Here is a 22,096-nt window from a genome sequence, read left to right on the forward strand (position 1 = left end):
AATACGCTTGGCTTCAATACCGCCTGAGCGCCGCCGCGACGCGCAACGGCGGCGTTAGTTCAGGCGTAGAGGGTTCGGGTTCGGGGATAGATCGATGGAAGAATTGCTGCCGTATTACGAGCGCGAACTGTCATTTCTGCGGCGCTATTCGCGCGATTTCGCGGAGCGCTATCCGAAGATCGCGGCGCGTCTGGCGATGTCCGGCGAGCATTGCGAAGATCCACACGTCGAGCGGATGATCGAATCGTTCGCATTGCTCGGCGCGCGCATCAACAAGAAGCTCGACGACGATTACCCCGAATTCACCGAAGCGCTGCTGGAAGTGCTGTATCCGCACTATCTGCGGCCATTTCCTTCATGCTCGATCGCGCAACTGGGCACGTCCGCGGCACTGAGTCATCTGACCGAGCCCGTTACGATAGAGCGAGGCACGGAACTCAAATCGCGGCCCATTCGCGGCGTGCAATGCCGTTTCCGTACCGCGTACGACGTCACGCTCGCGCCGGTTCGCATTTCCGAGGCAAAGTACACGTCAGTGGCGATGGCGCCGAGCGCGACGGTATTGCCCGGCAATGCAACCGCCATTGTGTCGATCACTTTCGAATCGACCGCTGCGCAACTCGATCTGTCTGCATTGAAAGTCAGTACCTTGCGCGCGCATCTGCACGGCGAGCAGTCGTTCATTGCGGCGCTCGCCGATTGCCTGTTCGTCAATGCAATGGCCACGTATGTGGAAGCCGACCGGCGCGGCGTATGGACGCCATTGCGCACGTCGCCGCTCGCGCAAGCAGGCTTTGACGAAGACGACGCGCTAATCGACTATCCGGCCAAATCGCACCCGGCTTACCGGCTTCTCACCGAGTACTTTGCGTTCCCGGAAAAATTCAATTTCGCCGACTTCGATCTCGCGGCAATGACGCGTGCGGCGGGCCGCTGCCAGCGTCTGACACTGCACGTCGTGCTCAAGGAAGTACGCAGCGATTCGCATGTCGCGCGGCTTCTCGATGCGTTGTCCGCACATCACCTGCGGCTCTTTTGCACGCCGGTGGTCAATCTGTTCGAACAGCACGGCGAACCCATTCGCGTGAATCATCAGGCGATCTCCTATCCGGTGATCGCCGAAGCGCGCCGCGCATTCGCTTACGAAGTCTATTCGATCGATTCGGTGAAGCTCGTCAGGCAACAGGCGCATCAGGAATCGGTGACTGAATTCCGGCCATTTTATTCGCTGCATCACGGTGAAGCGGCCCGCGCCGGACACTACTGGTTCGCACGGCGCAACGATTGGGTCGCGCAAAAAAGCCCCGGCTATGAGACGGAAATCTCCATTGTCGATATCGACTTTGAACCGGCCGCGCCGCAAACCGACACGCTGAGTCTCGACCTGACGTGTACGAATCGCGATTTGCCCGCCGGTCTCGCGGTGGGTCTGGAAGGCGGCGATCTGTTTCTCGAAGGCGGCTCGCTGACCGGCAACATTACGATGCTGCGCCGGCCCACGCCGACTGTGCGTTTCGAACGTGGGCGCGCGGCGCACTGGCGGCTCATTTCGCATCTCGCGCTGAATCACGTGTCGCTCGCGAATAGCGGTCTTTCCGCGTTGAAGGAAATGCTGGTGCTCTACGATTTGCGGCGCACGGCGGTATCGGCGCGGCATATCGACGGGCTCGTCGGAATCGAGCAGCGCGCAGCCGTGCAATGGCTGCCGGGCAAACCGTTCGCCACTTTCGTGCGCGGCATAGAAATTCGCCTGACGATCGACGAAGAACATTTCGTCGGCACGAGTCTCGCGTCGTTCGTGCGGGTGATCGACACATTCTTCGGGCTGTACGTGCATCTGAACAGCTTTGTGCAACTGGTCGTCGTGTCGAAGCGCACGGGCGAGGAGATCTTGCGATGCAAACCGCGCAGCGGCGAATCGATCCTGGCGTAGTCGAGCAGTTTCTCGACGAGCCGCACCGCTTTGAATTTTTTCAGGCGGTGCGTCTGCTCGAGAAGTGGTTCGCACAGCAATCGCCATCTACAGTCGGGCGTTCGGGCGACATCGTCGCGCAGCGCATTTCCTTTCGCAATTCGCTGTCCCTGTCGTTTCCGCCGAGCGAAATTCACGGCGCGCAATCCTACGACGACGAAGGCTTGCCGCTAAAAGAAAAAGCGCAGCGCACCACGGCGCTCGAGGCGGGCTCACTCGATAAAGTCGATATTACCCCCGCGTTTTTCGGTTTGCTCGGCGGGCAAGGTGCGTTGCCGCTGCATTACACCGAGCAGATCATCGCGCGAGAGCAGATCAAGCGAGACCGCGCCGCGCGCGAGTTCTTCGATGTATTTTCGAATCGCGCCACCGCGCTCTTTTATGCGGCGTGGAAGAAGTACCGTTTGCCGTTTCATTACGAACTGGATCGCGACGAGCGCTATTTTCCATTGCTGCTCGCGCTTGCGGGCGTGGCCGACAACGACACGCGCAGCAGCCTGCAAAGCGGCGACGGCGCGCTATTCGACGAAGCGATTGCCGGTTACGCATTGCCCGCGCGGCACAGACCCGTGTCGGCAGCTTATTTACAACGCACGCTGTCGGACTACTTCAAGGTTCCTGTGCGCGTCGAACAGTTTGTCGGCAAGTGGTACGACGTACCGCGCGATCAATTGACGGTACTCGGCAGCGTCAACGCGACGCTCGGCGCCACTGCGCTGGCGGGCGAGCGCGTCTGGCAGCGCGACATGCGGGCGCGGCTCGTGATCGGCCCGCTTGGTAAAGCCGATTACGAAGCATTCCTGCCGGGGGCGGATCGCGCCGTTGCACTCGAACGCATGCTGACGCTGCTCGCCGGTATTACGCTGGAGTACGAAGTGTCGCTGGTACTGCGCCGCGAGGCGGTTGGGCCGGCGCTCCTGAGCAACGGCGCGCGCCTCGGCTGGGACGCATTCCTCTGCACGCGCGATGCCGACCGCGATCGCGCGGATGCCCGCTACGAACTGCATGTGATTCACTGACCATAACGATAGAACCTGACCGGATCGCACGACATGAGCACGTCCCTCAACACCCTGATCGCGAAACTCAATCCGACCTGCCGGCAAGCAGCGTTGCTGGCGGCGAACAACTGTCTCGCGCGCGGTCATTACGAGGTCGATCTCGAGCATCTGCTGCTTGCGCTGCTCGACGAGCCGGCAAGCGATGTTGCGCTCGTTCTGCGTGCGAGCAGAATCGATCCGCATGCGTTGCGCGCGGACATCGAGCGCGAATTGCAGCGCCTGAAAAGCGGCAATACGCGCACGCCGGTGTTCTCCAAGCATCTGATCGATCTGCTCGAGCAGGCGTGGTTGATCGCATCGCTCGATTCGCAGATTGGGCGCATCCGTTCCGGGCATTTGCTGCTTGCGTTGCTGAGTGCGCCTGATCTCGCGCAATTCGCAGAACGCATGTCGCCGCTGCTGCGCGATGTACCTGCGACCGAGTTGAAGCATAACTTCGACGAGTTGACCGCGGGCTCGCGCGAAGTCGAGCGCGCTAATGACGCGCAAAACACGGAACATGATGCGAGCGATATAGCGGGTTCCGAATCGGTGCCTGGCGCGCCGTCAAAAACGCCCGCACTCGATACGTACACGAGCAATCTCACGCAGCGCGCGCGTGAAGGCAAGATTGATCCGGTGATCGGACGCGAAGGCGAGATTCGCCAGACTATCGACATTCTGATGCGGCGCCGCCAGAACAATCCGATCATGACGGGCGAGGCGGGCGTCGGCAAGACGGCCGTGGTCGAAGGACTCGCGCTGCGCATTGCCGCCGACGACGTGCCCGCGCCGCTCAAAGGCGTCGCACTGCATGTGCTCGACATGGGCCTCTTGCAAGCGGGTGCGAGTGTGAAGGGCGAGTTCGAGAACCGCCTGAAGAACGTGATCGACGAAGTGAAGAAGAGCCCGCATCCGATCATTCTCTTCATCGACGAAGCGCACACGATCATCGGCGCGGGCGGCCAGGCCGGGCAGAACGATGCGGCCAATCTGCTGAAGCCCGCGTTGGCTCGCGGCGAACTGCGCACCATCGCGGCGACGACATGGAGCGAGTACAAGAAGTACTTCGAGAAAGACGCGGCGCTCGCGCGCCGCTTCCAGGTTGTGAAGATCGAAGAGCCGAGCGAAGCGCTTGCCGCGGCGATGTTGCGCGGCATGGCGTCGTTAATGGAAAAGCACTTCAACGTGCGCGTGCTCGATGACGCGATCACGGAAGCGGTGCGCCTGTCGCATCGCTATATTAGCGGGCGGCAATTGCCCGACAAGGCGATCAGCGTGCTCGACACCGCTTGCGCGAAAGTGGCGCTCGCGCATAGCTCGACACCGGCCGCAATCGACGATACGAAAAAGCGCCTGGAACGCATCGACGCGGAAATCGCCGCGCTCGAACGCGAGGTCGCGAGCGGGGCGCAGCACGACGAACGGCTCGCGCAATTGCGCGAACTGCGCGAAGAAGATCTGAAGCATCTCGCCGCCGACGAAGCGCGCTACGACAAGGAGCGTGCGCTGGTGACCGAGATCGTCGGCTTGCGTTCGGACATCGACGCGGCTCGCGTGAGCAGTGCGGACGCGGAGCAGGCGCAGAAAGCGGCGCAAGCGCGCGAAACGCTCGCGCTGCGCGTGGCCGAATTGCATGCATTGCAAGGTACTCAGCCGATGGTGCCGTTGCAGGTGGACGGACACGTCGTCGCCGAAATCGTTGCGTCGTGGACGGGCATTCCGCTGGGCCGCATGGTGAAGGATGAGATCCAGACGGTGCTGAATCTGCAGCCGCTCCTTGCCGCGCGCGTGATCGGTCAGGATCATGCGCTTGAAGCCATCGCGCAGCGAGTGCGCACGGCCAGCGCGAATCTCGAAGATCCGAATAAGCCGCGCGGTGTGTTCATGTTCGTCGGGCCTTCGGGTGTCGGCAAGACCGAAACGGCGCTCGCACTCGCCGATGTGCTGTACGGCGGCGAGCGCAAGATGGTGACGATCAACATGAGCGAGTATCAGGAAGCGCATAGCGTTTCGGGCCTGAAAGGCTCGCCGCCCGGTTACGTCGGTTATGGCGAGGGCGGCGTACTAACCGAAGCGGTGCGCCGCAATCCGTATTCGGTGGTGCTGCTCGATGAAGTCGAAAAGGCGCATCCCGATGTACTCGAAATGTTCTTCCAGGTGTTCGACAAGGGCACGATGGACGACGCCGAAGGCCGCGAGATCGACTTCCGCAATACGCTCATCATTCTCACGTCGAATGTCGGTTCGCAAGCGATCATGCAGGCTTGCCTGAATAAAGGTGCCGACGAATTGCCCGACGCCGACGCGCTCGCCGAAACCTTGCGTCCGCAACTGTATAAAGCGTTTAAGCCGGCTTTTCTCGGCCGCATGAAAGTAGTGCCGTACTATCCGATTTCCGACGACGTGCTCGCTGAAATCATCGAGTTGAAGCTGGAAAGAATTCGCCGCCGCATCGAATCGAATCACAAGGCGGTGTTCGAGTGGGACGAGTCGCTGATCGATGCGGTGCTCGCGCGCTGCACCGAAGTGGATTCGGGCGCGCGCAATGTCGACCATATTCTGAACGGCACGCTGCTGCCCGAAGTCGCGCAGCAGGTACTCGAGCGCATTGCCAACGGCGCGGCCATCGAGCGCATTTCGGTGCGTGCGACCGAGGCGGGCGAGTTCGACTACGCCGTCGTATAAGCGGTTTGATGAATGAAACTTGAAAGCTCCATGCCATGCCGATCGATCTGAATACGCTGCTTGCTCCAATCAGTGAAGCCGCGCCCTGTGGCGAAGATCTTCTGTTCTCCGCCGACTTCGATGCAATCCAGCACGCCCGGCGTTTCGAAGACCCGTCGCTCGACCAGGGCGAATGGGTCACCGAAATCAAGGAAGCCGACTGGCCGCTGGTGATCGAGCGCTCCAGTGCGTTACTGCAGACGCAAACGAAAGACTTGCGCCTTGCCGTGTGGCTCACCGAAGCGCTCGCGATTGAAGAAGGCGTGGGCGGTCTCACGCAGGGCTATACGCTGCTCACGGCGCTGTGCGAGAAGTACTGGGACACTGTCCATCCGCTGCCGGAAGGCGACGACACCGAATATCGCCTTGGCAATGTCGTGTGGCTCGTCGGGCGAACCGGCGATCTGCTGCGTGCAATGCCGCTCACGTCGTCGCAAGCGAATGCGTACAGCACGATCGATTGGGACGTCGCCACGCATGTCGCGCAAGCGGTAAAGCGCGATCCCGATCATGCCGACGACATCGCGCGCGGCAAGCCGTCCATCGAGCAGATCGACGCGTCGAAACGTGCGACGCTGCCCGCGTTCTATTCGACGCTGCTGGCCGATCTCAAGGCATTCGAAACGGCGATGCTCGCGCTCGAACAGGAACTGGATCGTCGCGCTGCGGACTTTGCGCCAAGTTTCCGTCAGGCGAAAGACGCCTACGAAAGCGTCTATCGTCTCGCCGAACGCTTTGCGCGCGAACTCGGTGTGACCGCACAAGCGCAGCAGACGCCCGGTAGTGGATCGAGTGCTTCGGCAAATCATGAACACGCGCACGAACACGAACGCGCCGAGCCCACTTTCAAGACCTCACCGCAACGCGAGGAACCTGTGTTGACGACCACGCCGACCCACGCAGTCGCAGGAATCCAGAGCCGCGCGCAAGCCGTCGCGCAGTTGCGCGCGGTGGCCCGTTTCTTTCGCAGTACGGAGCCGCACAATCCGGCTGCGTACTTTGCCGAGAAGGCTGCGGAAGCGGCGGACATGCCGTTGCATCAATGGCTGTCGACGGTGGTGAAAGACGACGGTTCGCTCGCGCACATTCGCGAGTTGCTAGGTGTGAAGCCTGAAGAAAACAGCTAGACGTCCGCGTCGAAATTAAAAAGCCTGGCCTGGGTCGAGAGAACCCAGGCCAGGCTTTTTTCATGCTTCATGCGTGCCTTGCAGCAAGCACGATGTGTTTAAGATCCGGCGCGGAACTCGATGCGCCGGTTGCGTGCGCGGCCATCGGCCGTATCGTTCGATGCAATCGGCTGATCGGGCCCGACTCCAGTGGTGCTCATCTGTTGCGGCGGGATGCCCTTGGCGACGAGATAGCCCTTCACGGCATCTGCGCGTGCCTGGCTCAGCGCGATATTCGACGTGCGATTACCCGAGTTGTCGGTGTGACCGATGATCGCGACTGTCTTAGTCGTCATCTTCAGCATTGCTGCCGCCATCTGATCGAGAATCGCGCGGCCTTGCGGCGTGAGCGTTGCACTGCCGGTTTCGAATTCGATCGTGCGATTCGCTAGCGTCTGATCAAGCAGGCCCTGTTCGGATGCACTGACGCGCAGGCCATTCTTAATCGTATACGTCGGATTCAGCGCATTCGCCATGTCGCTTGCGAGTTGCTGACGCTGCGACTCGTTGCGCACCTCGCCTTTCACGTCGATCTGCGTGCCGTCGATCTTCAACTGTCCTTTACTGATCTGCTTGAGTTGCGGGCCAATCAGTTTTTGTACATTGGCGGACCAGTTCGGCGGCGTCGCGACGTCGGCGACTTCGATCTGATCCACTACGTTGGCCGAGCCATACGTGTCGCGAAGACGCGCGAGCACTGCGGCTTTGGTCGCCTCGTCCGGTACTTTTCCGCCGACCACGACCTGGCCCGGCGCCGCGTTCGCGGGCGGAGGCGAAGCCGTGACCGCGCCGGTGCCGGCGCCGGTCGTGCCGCTTGCGAGGCCCGCCGTATTCACTGCGGGACCCGCACTGCCTGCCGTAGTGGACGAAGGCGAGGGGAGCGCCGTCGTGCGAATCGAAATGCCGCTGTTGTCGACCGGCGTGACGCGTGCGGGGCCGTCGTTGTCGGCGTGAGCGAGCGTGCTGAACAGGCCGCTAACCAGCAGGCTCGCGAGCAGCGCGCTGATCGCGGTGCGTGAATAAGTCATCGCGTCACGCTCCCGTAAAGGCTTCGCGGAACGTGTCGATGCTGACGCGCAAGGACAGTTGCGGTTGGTCGAGGTAACTGACGAGCTTGCTGATGCCATGATCGTTCTGTGCGTGTTCGTCGATCCACTCGGGGTCGTCGATATCGATGTTATGGGCTGCGTATGCTTGCGGATCGACCACACTGTGCAGCGTTTTCGCGGACGCACCGTTAAAGCCGATGATGAGCCGCTCGCGCTCCGCGATCGTGCCGATAAAAATCGCCAGTTCGAAATCCGCTTGCGCGACGAACGGCGCGATCAGTTCGAGCCAGAATGCGGCGACGAGGCTGCGATAGAACGGATCGTTCGGCAACGGCAGCGTGAGCCCGCGTTCGAGATGCGACGAACCGCTTTGCATCACCGGGCGCAGCAGCGAACCGAGCGCGAGCATCGCGCCGCGCAAGCGCACCGGATGCCCGCTTGCGAGCAGCATCTGTTCGAGTCCGGCGAGCGTCTGATGTTCGACGAAGTCGTTGAACGTGCCGTCATGCGGATTGCCCGGACCGCCGCCGATTTCGATCGGCACCTGCGTTTCGCCGAGCGCCTGCAATGCGCCGGCCGGCTCGCTCACGCCAAGCAAGGGCTTCATTTGCGCCGACACGCGCGACCACAAACGCGCGAACGCAAGCGGACTGTGCGCGAGGAACGTGAGCGGCTTTTCGACTTCGAGCGCGGTCGCGGCGAGAAACGGAAAGCGTCGCGACGACTGATCGTGACTCGCGACCATGTGCCCCGCAATCGCGAGCTTGCTGCGCGAACCGAGAAACGCGAAATGCATCGGCTTCGCGTTTTCGTAGACGATCTTCCAGCGCGGGTCGTCGGTGAGCAGTTCCATTGCTTCGGCGATCCAGCGGTCGAGCGTCGCAAGCAACTGCGGGTTATGCGCGCTTTTCACGAAGTCGCCGCGCGACGGAATCTTGCCGAAGTACGCGATTTGCGCCTGCACGGTCTGCGTCATTGCGCACCTCCTGTGTTCGAAACCGCGGTCGTCGCCGGTCGCGCCGCTGTTGCCGCCGTTGCCGCCGTTGCCGCGGGCGTTGCGTTCGCGGCCGTGGCCGTGACCGAATTCGCCGCCGCGCTGACGTCGGCCACCGACGAAGGCAAGCGCAAGCCGCGCAGGCTCTGCTGCTGCGGCGCGTCGCTGCTGCCGCCCGATGCTTGCGACGTGCTGATGATGCGCATGCTGACCGCCACCGTGATGTTGCCTTGCGTCCACGACAGGTCGAACGTGCCGTCAGGCCGGCGCTTGCGCTGCGCCGAATTGATCAGCTTCTCGAGACCGTAGCGGCCCGGCTCGTTGACGAGCTGCAGCGTGCGGCCGTCGAAAGTCGTGGCGTTCAACGTCGCGCCTGGCGAGCCCGACGGATTCGGCCACACGAAGTTGGTCCATTGCGGCGGCGTGTTGCGATAGCGCATCTGCTGACCGTCGATCGCAAGCGTGTACTCGGTCGTGCCGCTGCTCGGTTGCGGCAGGATCTGGAACACGGTCTGCGGTTCCGCGGAGCCCTGGCCTGCCGACGCGCCCGCTGCGCCACCGGCGAGCGGCGCGACCCAGCGCGCGAATCCGCTGGTGAAGTCAGGCGTGAGCGCGAGCCCCATGTCGCCCCACGTGCGAGCGGTGAGGGTGTCGCCGCGGCGCACTGCAAGCGGTCCGAGCGTGGTGCCGACGAACTTCGCAATCGAGCCGTCCGGTCCGAACACCTGCGCGATTTCACCGGCGCCCGCTTCGACTTTCGCATCGCCGGCAAAGGGATATTTGTTGGCGAGCGAGTTCTGGAACGTCTGGTACACCTGCGCGTTCCACACCTTGTTGACTTCGACGCTGGCCGGCTGGATCACGACCGCATACGCGGCCATCAGCGGACGCACGAGCAGCGGACGCAGGGCTTTGCGTTGCGAATCGGTGAGGCCCGTCAGCATCTGCTCATCGACGTACTTCAGCGAATCGGCAAGTTCGGAGCCGCTGCCGTCGAGCGTCTGCTGCATGAGCTGACGCGCGCCCGGTCCAGGATCGCCCTGATTCTTGATCACGTTAAAGCGCGTACGGACTTTCGACAGCGTGTCCATATAACCCTTCAGCATCGAGCCGTTATCGCCGGTCTGAACCATGCGGCCGAGCGCGGAGAACTCCTGGCCAATCGGTCCCATCGGCATTTCGACCGGATTGCCGTTGATGTCGATGTTCGCGTTCAACTGACCCGTCGGCGCGCGCGAGAACCATTGCTTGAACCAGCTCGTCACGCCGCTTTGCGCGCGCTTCAGGTTTGCATTGAAGAGCGACGGGTTATCCCACGAGGTCTGGTCATACGCGGTTTCGAGTACTTTGCGAATCGGCGAATCTTGCGGATCGCCGAGACGGTTCATGGCATCCACTGCCTGACCGAAGCTGCCGAAGCTCTGCACCGCAATGCCTTGCATGAACTTCTGCCAGTGCATTGCATAGTCGGTCTTGTACATCGTGACCAGTGCTTTCTGTATCTGTTCGGGACTGCCTTCGAGCGTCAGGTCGTCGTGCGCGGACGTATTGAGCACCCAGTCCTTCGCCTGGAGTTCTTTTGTTGCGGCCTCGCGGATCGCGGGCTGCACGTACTGGAACCACGCTTCGCGCGTGAACGTGCCGGGAATTGCATAGCTGCCCGCCACCAGCGCGGTATTGTTTTCTCCGACGATGCGCGCGATCGTCATCGGCGCGAAGCGGGTCGACGCGCGTGCCTTGATCTCTTCATAAACACGCTGACGCGCCGGCATGCCGCGCACGACACGGCGCAGGTTCTCACGCGTTTGATCGACGAGGCCGAGGTTCTGGTCGATCATCGGCCAGTCGTCGTCGGATACGCGCGCCAGGTAGAAAGTAATCATGCGCTCGGCGCTGCGGATCATCTCGTCGCGAGGCATGTTGCCGCGATTCGTTTCGAGCCAGCCGCGCCAGAAGCGCGCCACCTGATCCGTCAGATGCGCCGTTTCCACATGACGCTTGTCGCTTAGCATCAGATACGTCTTGAGCGCGTTGTACGCGTCTTCCACATTGGTCGGCGATGCGTCGCTGTAGAGCCCGCCCTGGCTATTCGCCGCCATTGCGTTGTGCGCGGAGACCGGAATCGCGGCCGCATCCGGCGTGCGATTGAGCGGCGTGAGCTGATCGGGATGCGCGTTGACGTCCTTCAGGAACGACGCGAGGTTTTGCGAAACCGGATCGAGCAGGATCTGGCGCACGCCGTTGTAGTACTCGGTGAGAAGACGCTGCTCCAGACGATCGCCCTGATAAAGACCGAACGACACAGCGAGCGGCTTATCGCGGCGGAACTGTTCGAGCTGGTCGATGCGGTCTTCGAGAACATCCATGGCCTGCAGGCGCGATTGCAGATCGTTGCGGTTCTGCTGCAAACGCACGACGTTGTCCAGATCGGCTTTGACGTTCTCTGCCAGTTGCTGATTGTTAATGGTCGACCACGTCCAGCCGCCCAACGCGAGCGCGAGCACGGCGACGAAGCCGAAGAAGGTCGCGTAACGCATACGCGTTTTCGCGGGACTGGCGAATTGCCTGACCGTTTGCCGGTCGGCGAAGATGACTTTGGAAAACAGATCGCGCAGGAAGAAGCCGTTCTTCGAAAACGCGCTGTGCGGTTTCGGCATGCTGTCCGCGCTCAAACCGAAGCGGTTCGCGATGCGCGTGGCCGCGGCGCTATTGGTTTCGCCTTCCTGCAATGCACTCGTGAAATAGAAGCCGCGGAAAATCGGCTTGTACTGGAACGGGTTCGTTTCAAACAGCGTGGCGAGAAATGCGCGGAGTGCGGGCTTGATCGTCGAGAACTCGAGCGGGAAACTCAGTTGACCTGGCGAGAGCTTATTGCCGCGGTTGATCGACATCTGCGCGACGCTGATTTCTTTCAGGCCGTCGTAGAGCTCCTCGAAATGTTCATCGAAAAGGCCGACCACGTCGCGCTTCTCGTCCGGCTCGTAGGGCAGGGTGGCGCCCCATACGCGGTCGTATTCGTGACGCTCGCTGCCGCTGAAGAACTCGGTGAAGCCGGTAATCAGATCGGCCTTCGTGAACATCACGTAGACGGGCGCAAAGACTTCCAGCTTCTCGGTCAATTCCTGCACGCGCTGGCGCAGGTTCTTCGCGAGATTGATCGCAAACTCGGGCTTGCTGCTGGTGAGTTCCGCGATGCTCGCGGTCACGATGATGCCGTTGATCGGCGCTTTGGGCCTGAAGCGCTTAAGCAGGCCGAGAAAGCCGAGCCATTCGGTGCGGTCTTCCTCATGCACCGAATAGCGGCCTGCTGTGTCGAGCAGAATGCCTTCCGTCGTGAAGAACCAGTCACAATTGCGCGTGCCGCCAATGCCGTGAATCACAGCGCTGTTCTTGTCGGCGAAGGGGAATTGCAAGCCCGAATTGAGCACGGCGCTGCTCTTGCCCGCTGCGGGATTGCCGATCACGATGTACCACGGCAACTCATACAACGCGGAGCCGCCCGACACCTGGCCGATCTTCGAAGTCTTGATCGTCTTCACTGCATCGACGAGGCGTGTGCGCAGCACGTCGAGTTCCGCCTGACGCGCCGGCGTAGGCGCAGGCCCCGCTTCGACGCTTTGTTTTTCAGCCTGCTGCTCGAGCATTTCGCCGAGTTTGTTATTCGCGCGACGCGCGCGCAGGCGGCGCACCGCCCATACCAGCAGCCATAACGCGACGACCGCGCCGAGCGCGATGGCCGGCCACATCAGGTCGATCTGCAAGGTATCGGCGCCGACGAACAACACAGCAGCGAGCGCGAGCAGGCCGATGATCGAGAGCGTGCGTGGATGGGTCAACACGTTGAGAAAGCGTCGCATAAGCCGTTCAGGTCTTGGTGATATGTGTTGTGGCGCGTGCTGCGGCAAACGGCGTCACGCGCGTGCGGCGTTTGAAAATGGAGCGAAAGAAATCGAAAGCCGATTCACGCGGAACGGTAAAACGGCCGAATTGTTAAATCCGCGATTGCCGGCGCTGCAAAAGCGTGCGGACGAATGCGACGCTGTATGCCGGATTGCGGTTGGTATTGCCGCTTTTTGCCAGAAATATTGATTGAACGCCCCATTTTCCAACCTCTTGTGCCGCCGCGCTTAATGACCCCGCCCGAGAACGAAGCCGGGTTTGTGATATTCAACGTGCCCGAGATCCATCATTTTCCAGCGGCCGCCCCATGTCAGGCCGACCTGCTCGGCTGTTTGTCCATATAACTGATAGCCTCGCATGGCCCAGGGATCTTTTTCTGAAATGACGAGCTTGCCGTCGCGCAGAAACGCATTGTCCGCCGCGAGGCCGTATTGGTGATAGCTTTGAAACGCAGCGGCATTGGTGACATTGCTCCCAATTTGCGCGAGCCGGTTTTGCCGCTCCGGACTGCGATAACCTTCCAGCAGGGCCATTTCGTAGCCGTACTGCTCGTGCATGATTTTGTAGACGAGCAATAGACGGGTTCGGAAATCCGCATCGAGCAAATTCCAGTCGCGGCTTGCGTCTTTTAGCGCTGGCCGGATCTGCTCGACTTCCCGCGTGGCGAATACCTCCGGCGGCAGCGGCGGCGGGGGCACGAGCTGTTCGCCGTTCAATAATGCGGCAATTTTCTCGTCCGGCACCCGCGCGGTTTCGTCGAATTGGAATAACTGACGACCCCGTAATCCCAATGCCACCAATGGCGGCGTCGCAAGAATACCTGTGGTGGTAAAAATCAGCAAGCGCCGGCGCGCCAGTAATTTTTTCATATCCACTACGGTAGATTGCGAAATTCTTGCCGAGCGTGCTAATTGATCGCGCGCATGCGATGCACGGCGCGATGCCCCGCGCATAACCCGGCCATGAATTGTCTGCGCGGCGCCTAATAAAGAAGCGCGCACCGCCGGCAAAAGCAGCATTGCGGCGATGAGCACTGCGACGGCGAAATAGGCAAGAAGTACTACGGCAATCAATGGAGACCCCGGAAATTGGAAACAATTGTATTTTGTAATGCTTGCTCTTAGAATCAGGCCTGCTCGGAGAGGAGCCGGAGCGGTATTATCACGGCGAAATAATCCAGGATTCAATGAGACAGTGAATGAGTGCGCCGGAAAATTCAAATTCCAAAGCCCCGCCAAGCCTGTTATCCGATAAGGCTAAAGGCGCCGACGGCAATGGTTCGCGAATTCTCGCGAATCTGGAAGGCCGCGTCGCGCCGCCTGCCGATAAACCACGCCGGTCCCGAACGCCGCTTGCGCTTGTCGCATTGCTCGTGATAGCGGCGGGCGGTTGGGGCGCGTGGCACATGCAGCAACGCGGGCAAAACGAGTCACTGGCTGCGGCCGCGCCGGCGAGCGCGGTGAACATCGGCAAGGCGGCGGTGCCGGCATCGGCGGTGAACGGCGCGGTGCAGGTCGCCGCGAATGCGCAAGCGCCGGCGCCTGCTTCGTCGCAAGCCGCGACGATCATCGCCGATGACAGTGACAGTAAAGCGGCAACTGCGTCGTCTGCATCGGCGGGCGCGGCGGAAAGCCGTTTGTCGCGCGCGTTGGCCGATGGTGCGGAGCCGAGCGGCGCTTCCGTGCCGGTTGCTTCGGTTGCTTCCGGTGCTTCGGCCTCGTCGGCGCGCGTTGCATCGACGGCGAAGCACGACAAGAGTCCGGCAATCGCGAGCAAGAGCAAGCACGAAGCCGGCGCGCACGGCAAGAAAGAAAGTGCCACGGCAAGTGCGAGCAGTCATCGTTCGAGTACGACGACTGCCGCCGCGCAATCGAAGAAAGCAAAGCCGGACGCAGCGTCGAAAGATGATTCGGACGCCGATCTATTGGCCGCGCTCGTCGCACGCACGAAGCCCGCCGATAGCAAGACAAGTACCGGCAATCCGGCGACGAAGGTAGCAACCTCGGCAGCGCCCGGCAATGCGAAGCTCGCCGAGCGCGTCAAAGAATGTGGGCAGCGAGGCTTTTTCCAGGACCAGTTGTGCCGCTGGCGTGTGTGCGATGGTCATTGGGGCAAAGACCCCGCATGCCCCGGCTCGACGCCGCAAGCGCGTCAGCCCTGACGTTCGCCGCGCGGGCGGTTTACTCGAAAGACGGATCGTGAGGCTCGTGTTGTTTGCGAGCCTCGTCGACGCACACGTTTGACGCATGTTTGATTTGGCCGCCGTTGCGTTTATGATGACTCTCCTTAGTCGCACACCGATGCGATAGAACAGGAGACATCAATGAAGCGGTTTCTCGTGGCATTGAGCTATGTAGCAAGCGTCGTGACTGCTCTCGCAATCGCGGCTTGCGGCGGCGACAATCTGAACGCAACCAATCCCCCGAAAGTCATTATCGACAGCGACTACAACACGCTGAGCGACGACGGCCAGCTTGGCGTCATGGCCGCGCAATTGCAGGCGCAGGGATCGTTGAAAGTACTCGGCATTACGGTCGTGTCGGGCAATCAGTGGTTGAAGCAGGGCGTCGCCGATGCATTGAAATCCGTCGAACGGCTAGGCGTCGAAAAGCAGATCGGCGTCTATGCCGGTGCGAACTATGCGTTGTCGCACGATTTCGCCACGATCCAGGCTGAAATGGCCCAATTCCCCGGTGGCGACGGTTATCTCGGCGCGTGGGGAACACCCGAACCGAAGTCCGATAGCGACCTCGTCGCGCCGCCTGACGGCTTCGCAACGCATACGAAAGTGCAAAGCAAAAGCGCGGTGGATTTCATCGTCGACTCGGTGAAGCAGAATCCCGGCGAGGTGACGATTCTTGCCATCGGACCGTTGACGAACATTGCGCTTGCCGCGCGTCGGCATCCCGAGATCGTGCCGTTGATCAAGCAGATCATTTATATGGGCGGCGCGATTGACGTGCCGGGCAATACGACGCCAACCGCCGAGTTCAACTGGTGGTTCGATCCGCAAGCCGCGAAAGAGGTGTTGCGTCTGCCGATCAAGCAGGTTGTCGTTCCGCTCGATGTGACCGACACCGTGAAGATGGATAAGGCGCTCTATGACCGGATCGCGCATGACCCGTCGAAGCAGACCATCATTACGCAGTTGTTCAAGACGTTGAACGGTTATGGCTTCGACGGCAAGAACGGTTTCGAGACGAACCCGAACTACACCACGAACATCTGGGACACGCTGACTCTCGGCTATTTGATGCATCCTTCGTTCGCGACGCAAACGGTCGACGAGTGGGTCGATGTCGATATGAGCTTCGGCGCGAATGATGGAAAAGCGACCGGCTATACGAGTTCGCCGCCGGCTGGTCTGCAGAAGATGACGATCATCAAGCGCTTCGACAATCAGAACTTCTTCAATTTCTATGTGGACTTGCTGACGCGGCCAGTGCCGGTGCCGGGCTGATCGATTGATTGATTGATTGATGCGTTGAACGTGCTGCGAGCCTGCATCGAATCCGCTTCAGGCGGGATGCAGGCCGCGCAACAACTGGCGCACGCGCGAGAGATCCTGATCGACGTGCTCGGTCTTTTCGAACAGCTCCGCAAGCCAGTCGACGAAAGCACGCACGCGCGGCGACACACGTCGATTCTTCAGATAAGCGACGGAAACCGGCATCGGCACGGGTTTCCATTGCGGCAGTACTTCGCGCAATTGTCCTGAGTCGAGGTACGGTTGCGCGGCAATTCGCGCGGGTTGAATGAGCCCGTGGCCTTGCAGTCCGCAGGTGAGATACGCCTGCTCGTCGCTCACTTTGATAAAGCCGTTCACCTTGACGCTTTGCGCTTCGCCGTCGACTTCGAAATCGAACGCCACTTCGCGGCCGCTATTTGGCGACATGCAATTGACGGCCACATGTCCGCGCAAATCGTCGAGGTCGGTCGGCGTGCCGTAGCGCGCGAGATAGTCCGGACTCGCGCAGGTCACATGTTCGAGCGTGCCGAGTTGGCGCGCGACCAGATTCGAATCGGGCAGTTCACCGAGCTGGATGCTGCAATCGATTCCTTCGGCAACCAGATCGACGGTGCGGTTGCTGACGCCGATAGCGAGATCGAGATTCGGATAGCGCGCGTGAAAGTCGTCGAGAGCGGGCAGCACGATTGCGCTCGCCACCGAGCCCGGCATTTCGATGCGCAGGCGGCCTGTGAGGTTATCGGTGGCGTGACGGATGCTGGCTTCCATCTCGTCGATGTCCGCGAGAATTTGCGCGCAACGTTCGTAGTAGGCGGCGCCTTCGGGCGTCACGCTGATGCGCCGAGTGGTGCGTGCGAGCAGTTGCGTGCCGAGTAGGGCTTCCAGGTTCTGGACAATGGTGGTCGCCGTCGCGCGCGGAATGTTCAGGGATTCCGCTGCGCGGGTGAAGCTGTTCGTGTCCACGATTCTTAGGAAGGTGCGCATTGCTGTTATTCGGTCTAGCATTTGGGCCTCTCGGGGTTGGGTTTTTTGCCTGCGGCGGGGCTTTTTTGGGGTTCGTTTTTTTTTGGCTTTTGTTTTTGGCCTTTTCTTGAATTCGTTGTGGTCTATTTGCGTTGCCCCTGTGCGGGGCGGCACCTACTTTCTTTGCCGCCGCAAAGAAAGTAGGCAAAGAAAGCGGGCTCACACCGCCAGCTTATAAGTGGGTCCCTCGGTTCGGAGAACGGAGTGGTGCGTTTAACATCCGTGCCCTCGCGCATTCGGCACTCGTGACAAGGCAGTCATGCTTCCCGCCTCGCACTACGTGCTCGCCGGAAAGGTTGGCTTACACCATCCGCTCGCGTTTTCGCGCGGCGGGGGCCGTCGGCTGCGCCTCGGCGTGGCGCTGTTGGGGCGATCGCTTTGCTTGTCGAAAACCTTAATGCCTGCGTTCCAATCGCGCTTTTAAACAGGTGGCGGCGGAACGCAGAAGCGCGTGAGATGCCGCAACGATTCGCGACGCAGGCCCCCGCCGAATGTGCGATGGGTTGCAGAACGACCGCACGGCGCGCGAAGCGCCGCCGGAAGAATGACTGCTTTGTCACGAGCGCGGAATGTGCGAGAACACGGATGTCAAACGCACCACTACCCGCTCCGAACCGAGGGACCCACTTAAAAGCTGGCGGTGTGAGCCCGCTTTCTTTGCCTACTTTCTTTGCGGCGGCAAAGAAAGTAGGTGCCGCCCCGCACAGGGGCAACGCAAATAGACCACAGCGAATTCAAGGAAAGGCCAAAAGACCCAACCAAAAGAAGCCCGCCGCACGGCAAAAAAAACCAAAATCACTTCCGCATGGAATCCAGATCAATAACAAACCGATACTTCACATCACTCTTCAACATCCGCTCATAAGCATCATTAATCTTCTGCATCGGAATAATTTCGACATCCGAAGTAATCCCATGCTCGCCGCAGAAATCCAGCATCTCCTGCGTTTCGGCAATCCCGCCGATCAGCGAACCGGCCAGCCGGCGGCGCTTGAAAATCAGGTTGAACACTTGCGGCGACGGATGATCGTGCTCGGGCGCGCCCACCAGCGTCATCGTTCCATCACGCTTTAGCAGGTTCAAGAACGGATTCAGGTCGTGCGGCGCAGCCACCGTATTCACGATCAGATCGAAACTGTTCGCATGCGCTTCCAGTTCTTCCGCGTTCTTCGAAATCACCACCTCGTGTGCGCCAAGCCGCTTGGCGTCCTCGATCTTCGACGGCGATGTCGTGAACAGCACCACATGCGCGCCCATTGCGCGCGCCAGCTTCACGCCCATGTGGCCGAGGCCGCCCAGGCCGACAATGCCGACCTTCTTGCCAGGACCCGCGCCCCACGTGCGCAGCGGCGAGTACGTGGTGATGCCCGCGCACAGCAACGGAGCGACGCCGGCAGGGTCGAGGTTTTGCGGCACACGCAGCGTGAATTCCTCGTCGACGACGAGTTGCGTCGAATAACCGCCGTAGGTCACTTGCCCGTCGACGCGGTCCACGCCGTTATACGTGCCGACGAAGCCGTTCTCGCAGTACTGCTCGAGGCCTTCCGCGCAGCTCGCGCACGTACGGCACGAATCGACGAGGCAGCCGACGCCCACCAGATCGCCCGCCTTGTACTTTGTCACGTCCGGGCCCACCGCGGTCACACGGCCGACGATTTCATGACCCGGCACCACCGGATACATCGTGTTCTTCCATTCGTTGCGAGCCTGATGCAGGTCGGAATGGCACACGCCGCAAAACAGCACTTCCATTTGCACATCATGAGCGCGCAGTTCGCGGCGCTGGATTTCGAACGGGGCGAGCGGCGCGCTGGCGTCGGTCGCGGCATAGGCATAAGTCGTGCTCATGGATAGTTCTCCAGCAAAAGATGGGTGATGTCAGAAGGCGCCGGCAATGGGCAATCGGCGACGGGCGACGGTAATGGCAATCGGCAACGGACAACGCATGTCGCGCATGCGCCTAACCGCACGGTTCGGGTCGCGGCGCGTGATGAAAGCGCGAATGAAGGTCGTCCAACAAACGTCGCGCAGCAAAGCTCATCCGACAGGGCTCCCATAGTAGAAGCCGACGGCGAGCCAGTGAATACCTGAATGTCTTGAAGATTTGCCTAAAACTCCTGGGACGAAGCGCGCCAGGCAGTTTGATGCTAAATTTCAAGCACTATTCTCTTGTACGTCACTATTTCGTCATGTCGCCGCACCTATCGCAACCGTCGTTGTCTTCCGCCGAACTTCCAGTCGCGCACGCCGCTCATGCTGCGCAGCAACGCCTGATCGAAGTATTCGACGCACTCGCGCCCAAGCCGGGCATGACGCGCTCGAGTCTTGAAGGCGTCAATCTGATGCGCGCGAATAGTCCGTTGCCGCGCATGCCGGTGATGTACGAGCCGAGCATTGTGATCGTGTGCCAGGGGCGCAAGCGCGGCTATCTCGGCGACCAGGTGTTCCAGTACGACGCGCAGCAGTACCTCGTGCTGTCCGTGCCGCTGCCGTTCGAATGCGAGACTGAGGCGACCCCGGACGAGCCGTTCCTCGGCATCTCCATTCGAGTCGATCTGACGATGGTTGCCGAGTTGCTGATGGCGCTCAACGAAACGCAGGGCGCGGCGCGCAACGAACCGCTCGGCATTTATTCGACGCCGCTCGATCCGGCATTGAGCAACGCGGTGCAGCGTCTGCTGGACGCATTGGTGTCGCCGCTCGACGCGCGCATTCTCGCGCCGGGCATCGTGCGCGAAATCTGCTATCGCGTGTTGACCGGCGAGCAGGGCGATGCGATTCGCGCGGCGCTTACGCATCAGAATCATTTTGGACGCGTTGCCAAGGCGCTGCGCCGCATTCACGCCGACTATTACGGCGCGCTCGACGTCGATACGCTCGCCGCCGAAGCCGGCATGAGCCTCGCGGTTTTTCACGCGCAATTCAAGGCCGTCACGGCGACCTCGCCGATGCAATACGTGAAGACCACGCGTTTGCATCACGCGCGTTTGCTGATGGTGCAGGATGGTTTAAACGCGGGCGCCGCGGCCGCAAGAGTCGGTTATGAAAGCGCGTCGCAATTCAGCCGCGAATTCAAGCGTCTTTTCGGCCTGAGTCCTGTCGACGAAGTGAAGCGCATGCGCGCAATTTACGACTCACCGCCGCCGCGCATCGTGAAGCCCGTTGCGCGCTATGTGACGGCGGTGTAGAGAAAGCGCTTCGCGTTCATTAACCACCGCTAATTTTCGCATCCGCCTGATTGGCGTAATGCGAGCGCTTTTCGTCGTACATCTGCAGATCGGCGCGTTGCACGCCGGCTTCAAGACGGTCGCCGCGTTGGCACGTCGCCATGCCCATCGAAAAGCTGAGCGGCGAACCCGGATAGAACTGGTTGTTCATTTCGACGAGTTTGCCGACCGCATCGATCATCGCCGCGCCGCCGCGCTCGTCGGTGCCCGGCATCAGAATCGCGAATTCGTCGCCGCCGATGCGCGCCGCCTGAAACGGCGGCTCCATCGCTTTGGCCAGCACTTCGCCCGCACGGCGCAGCAGCGCATCGCCGGCGGCGTGGCCGAGCTGATCGTTCACGCGCTTCAGTCCATTCAGATCGGCGATGATGATCGTGACAGGCCACGGCCCCTTGCGTTCGAGCCGATTCAATTCGTCGACATAGAACGAGCGGTTGCGCAGCTTCGTCAGCACGTCGTGCTTGCCGAGAAACTCCAGGTACGCCTCCGCCTTCTTGCGGGCGGTGATGTCGGTCAATGCGACCAGCACCAGGTCCCAGTTGTTCTCGTGCCCCGGCAGCACCGAAAATTGCAGGTGCACATGCACCTCGTTGCCGTCGAGCGAATAGTTGAGTACTTCGCGCTGCTGGAACAGTTTGCCTTCCCACAGGTCGAGCAACTGCTCGCGGAAATGCGGACGCATGTCGTCGCGGAACACATCGGGCAGATGCGCGAGCAGCGTTTTTTTATCGGGCGCGGCGAACATCTCAAGCGTGTGCTGATTCACGTCGAGTACGTGAATCTCCTGCATGCAGCGCTCGACGAACTCGGGGTGCACGTCGGTGAACACGCGAAAATCGCTAATGCCTGCCGCGCGCGCCTGATCGAGCAGTTGCTTGACCGCGCTGAAGTCTTCGACCCATAGCGACACCGGAGAATGTTCGAAGAGACCGCGCGCGTATTCCTCGGCGAGCGTCATACGATGCCGCGCGCTTTCCAGTTCGGTGATGTCTTCCACCGACACCAGCACGCGGTCCCAGCGTTCTTCGTGGCCCGGCAGAATAGAGCCTTTGAGCAGCACATCGAGTCGCCGTCCAGCGAGCGTGTAGTTGACCGTCTGGCTCGTGAAATGCGATTGCCCGGCCCACAACTGGCAGAGTTCCTCGAGATGCGTCTTGAGCATGTCGTCGCGGAACACAGCGGCGAGGTTGCCGTTGAGCGTGTCGAAGTCCGCGGCCTCGAACTGCGTCAGCGTCTTCTGATTGACCTTCACCACGCGAATGCTGCGCGCGCATTCGGCGACCTGTTCGGGCGCTTTGGCGAAGTACGCGCGCAGATCGCTCACGCCCTCGGCGCGCCAGGTATCGAACAGATCGCGCACGCCGCTAAAGTCCTCGACCCACAGCGAGACGGGCGCGAGATCGAACATTTTCGAATCGTCGTTAGCGGGCTTGGTAACGCCTGGCGAAATATCCAGCATGAGAGTCTCGTCGCGGAAAGTGCGGCTATTCTACGGCTGGTTGCGCATCGGTCTAAAAAACAACCAGCTT

The 22,096-nt window shown here is 60.9% G+C and carries 14 protein-coding genes; 7 read left to right on the plus strand and 7 right to left on the minus strand.

The features are described from left to right. Positions 1-94 precede the first annotated feature (94 nt). The 4 genes from tssF to tssA are packed head-to-tail and all read left to right on the plus strand — an operon-like array spanning position 95 to position 6,866. Positions 95-1,933, plus strand: coding sequence for a type VI secretion system baseplate subunit TssF (gene tssF / locus C8K18_RS26480; RefSeq protein ID WP_107710357.1), 1,839 nt, complete (start codon positions 95-97; stop codon positions 1,931-1,933). Beyond that, complete coding sequence (tssG, locus tag C8K18_RS26485; protein ID WP_107710355.1) at positions 1,897-2,991, plus strand: type VI secretion system baseplate subunit TssG; 1,095 nt, start codon at positions 1,897-1,899, stop codon at positions 2,989-2,991. The genes tssF and tssG overlap by 37 nt, the downstream gene beginning before the upstream one ends. Positions 2,992-3,024: 33 nt before the next feature. After that, positions 3,025-5,700, plus strand: a complete 2,676-nt coding sequence (gene tssH / locus C8K18_RS26490) for a type VI secretion system ATPase TssH (protein ID WP_107710353.1) — start codon at positions 3,025-3,027, stop codon at positions 5,698-5,700. Between the two features lie 35 nt (positions 5,701-5,735). Further along, positions 5,736-6,866, plus strand: a complete 1,131-nt coding sequence (gene tssA, locus C8K18_RS26495) for a type VI secretion system protein TssA (RefSeq protein WP_107710351.1) — start codon at positions 5,736-5,738, stop codon at positions 6,864-6,866. A gap of 98 nt (positions 6,867-6,964) precedes the next feature. On the opposite strand, the gene C8K18_RS26500 is transcribed toward tssA, so the two are convergent. From C8K18_RS26500 to C8K18_RS26515, 4 genes are all read right to left on the minus strand, one after another. Then, on the minus strand, positions 6,965-7,933 hold the full coding sequence (locus C8K18_RS26500) for an OmpA family protein (protein WP_107710349.1): 969 nt from the start codon (positions 7,931-7,933) through the stop codon (positions 6,965-6,967). Between the two features lie 4 nt (positions 7,934-7,937). Further along, positions 7,938-8,930 carry a type VI secretion system-associated protein TagF gene (gene tagF / locus C8K18_RS26505; RefSeq protein WP_006052916.1) on the minus strand — a complete coding sequence of 331 codons (993 nt, stop codon included), beginning with the start codon at positions 8,928-8,930 and terminating at the stop codon, positions 7,938-7,940. Continuing rightward, positions 8,927-12,805, minus strand: coding sequence for a type VI secretion system membrane subunit TssM (tssM, locus tag C8K18_RS26510; RefSeq protein ID WP_006052915.1), 3,879 nt, complete (start codon positions 12,803-12,805; stop codon positions 8,927-8,929). Before tssM ends, tagF begins: the two co-directional genes overlap by 4 nt. Before the next feature lie 270 nt (positions 12,806-13,075). Beyond that, entirely contained in the window at positions 13,076-13,921 is an 846-nt protein-coding gene (locus C8K18_RS26515; protein WP_165919861.1) for a M15 family metallopeptidase, read from the minus strand. Between the two features lie 125 nt (positions 13,922-14,046). Between C8K18_RS26515 and C8K18_RS26520 the strand changes: the two genes are divergently transcribed. Together C8K18_RS26520 and C8K18_RS26525 are read left to right on the plus strand one after the other, a co-directional pair. After that, entirely contained in the window at positions 14,047-15,009 is a 963-nt protein-coding gene (locus C8K18_RS26520; protein ID WP_107710345.1) for a hypothetical protein, read from the plus strand. Positions 15,010-15,171: 162 nt separating this feature from the next. Further along, the gene (locus tag C8K18_RS26525; RefSeq protein WP_006052912.1) at positions 15,172-16,308 is read left to right on the plus strand and encodes a nucleoside hydrolase; all 1,137 of its coding nucleotides are present in this window, start codon (positions 15,172-15,174) and stop codon (positions 16,306-16,308) included. Positions 16,309-16,365: 57 nt separating this feature from the next. On the opposite strand, the gene C8K18_RS26530 is transcribed toward C8K18_RS26525, so the two are convergent. Beyond that, positions 16,366-17,322, minus strand: coding sequence for a LysR family transcriptional regulator (locus C8K18_RS26530; RefSeq protein WP_006052911.1), 957 nt, complete (start codon positions 17,320-17,322; stop codon positions 16,366-16,368). A gap of 813 nt (positions 17,323-18,135) precedes the next feature. Beyond that, positions 18,136-19,188, minus strand: a complete 1,053-nt coding sequence (locus tag C8K18_RS26540; RefSeq protein ID WP_006052910.1) for an NAD(P)-dependent alcohol dehydrogenase — start codon at positions 19,186-19,188, stop codon at positions 18,136-18,138. 341 nt (positions 19,189-19,529) lie between these two features. On the opposite strand from C8K18_RS26540, the gene C8K18_RS26545 reads away from it, so the two are divergent. Next, positions 19,530-20,528: an AraC family transcriptional regulator gene (locus C8K18_RS26545; RefSeq protein ID WP_107710425.1), complete on the plus strand. Its 999-nt coding sequence runs from the start codon at positions 19,530-19,532 to the stop codon at positions 20,526-20,528. A 19-nt stretch (positions 20,529-20,547) separates the two neighbouring features. Here C8K18_RS26545 and C8K18_RS26550 read toward each other — a convergent pair whose 3' ends face one another. Further along, a complete protein-coding gene (locus C8K18_RS26550) occupies positions 20,548-22,026 on the minus strand; it encodes a diguanylate cyclase domain-containing protein (RefSeq protein ID WP_053860272.1) in 1,479 nt (492 codons plus the stop codon). Positions 22,027-22,096: the final 70 nt, after the last annotated feature.

This window comes from Paraburkholderia sp. GV068 (assembly GCF_003058125.1).
GTDB classification, from domain to species: domain Bacteria; phylum Pseudomonadota; class Gammaproteobacteria; order Burkholderiales; family Burkholderiaceae; genus Paraburkholderia; species Paraburkholderia graminis.

Excerpts from the sequence above, each read along its gene's own strand:
- tssF (WP_107710357.1), top strand. The coding sequence starts at position 95 with ATGGAAGAATTGCTGCCGTATTACGAGCGCGAACTGTCATTTCTGCGG.
- tssG (WP_107710355.1), top strand. The coding sequence starts at position 1,897 with ATGCAAACCGCGCAGCGGCGAATCGATCCTGGCGTAGTCGAGCAGTTT.
- tssH (WP_107710353.1), top strand. The coding sequence starts at position 3,025 with ATGAGCACGTCCCTCAACACCCTGATCGCGAAACTCAATCCGACCTGC.
- tssA (WP_107710351.1), top strand. The coding sequence starts at position 5,736 with ATGCCGATCGATCTGAATACGCTGCTTGCTCCAATCAGTGAAGCCGCG.
- C8K18_RS26500 (WP_107710349.1), bottom strand. The coding sequence starts at position 7,933 with ATGACTTATTCACGCACCGCGATCAGCGCGCTGCTCGCGAGCCTGCTG.
- tagF (WP_006052916.1), bottom strand. The coding sequence starts at position 8,930 with ATGACGCAGACCGTGCAGGCGCAAATCGCGTACTTCGGCAAGATTCCG.
- tssM (WP_006052915.1), bottom strand. The coding sequence starts at position 12,805 with ATGCGACGCTTTCTCAACGTGTTGACCCATCCACGCACGCTCTCGATC.
- C8K18_RS26520 (WP_107710345.1), top strand. The coding sequence starts at position 14,047 with ATGAGTGCGCCGGAAAATTCAAATTCCAAAGCCCCGCCAAGCCTGTTA.
- C8K18_RS26525 (WP_006052912.1), top strand. The coding sequence starts at position 15,172 with ATGAAGCGGTTTCTCGTGGCATTGAGCTATGTAGCAAGCGTCGTGACT.
- C8K18_RS26530 (WP_006052911.1), bottom strand. The coding sequence starts at position 17,322 with ATGCTAGACCGAATAACAGCAATGCGCACCTTCCTAAGAATCGTGGAC.
- C8K18_RS26540 (WP_006052910.1), bottom strand. The coding sequence starts at position 19,188 with ATGAGCACGACTTATGCCTATGCCGCGACCGACGCCAGCGCGCCGCTC.
- C8K18_RS26545 (WP_107710425.1), top strand. The coding sequence starts at position 19,530 with ATGTCGCCGCACCTATCGCAACCGTCGTTGTCTTCCGCCGAACTTCCA.
- C8K18_RS26550 (WP_053860272.1), bottom strand. The coding sequence starts at position 22,026 with ATGCTGGATATTTCGCCAGGCGTTACCAAGCCCGCTAACGACGATTCG.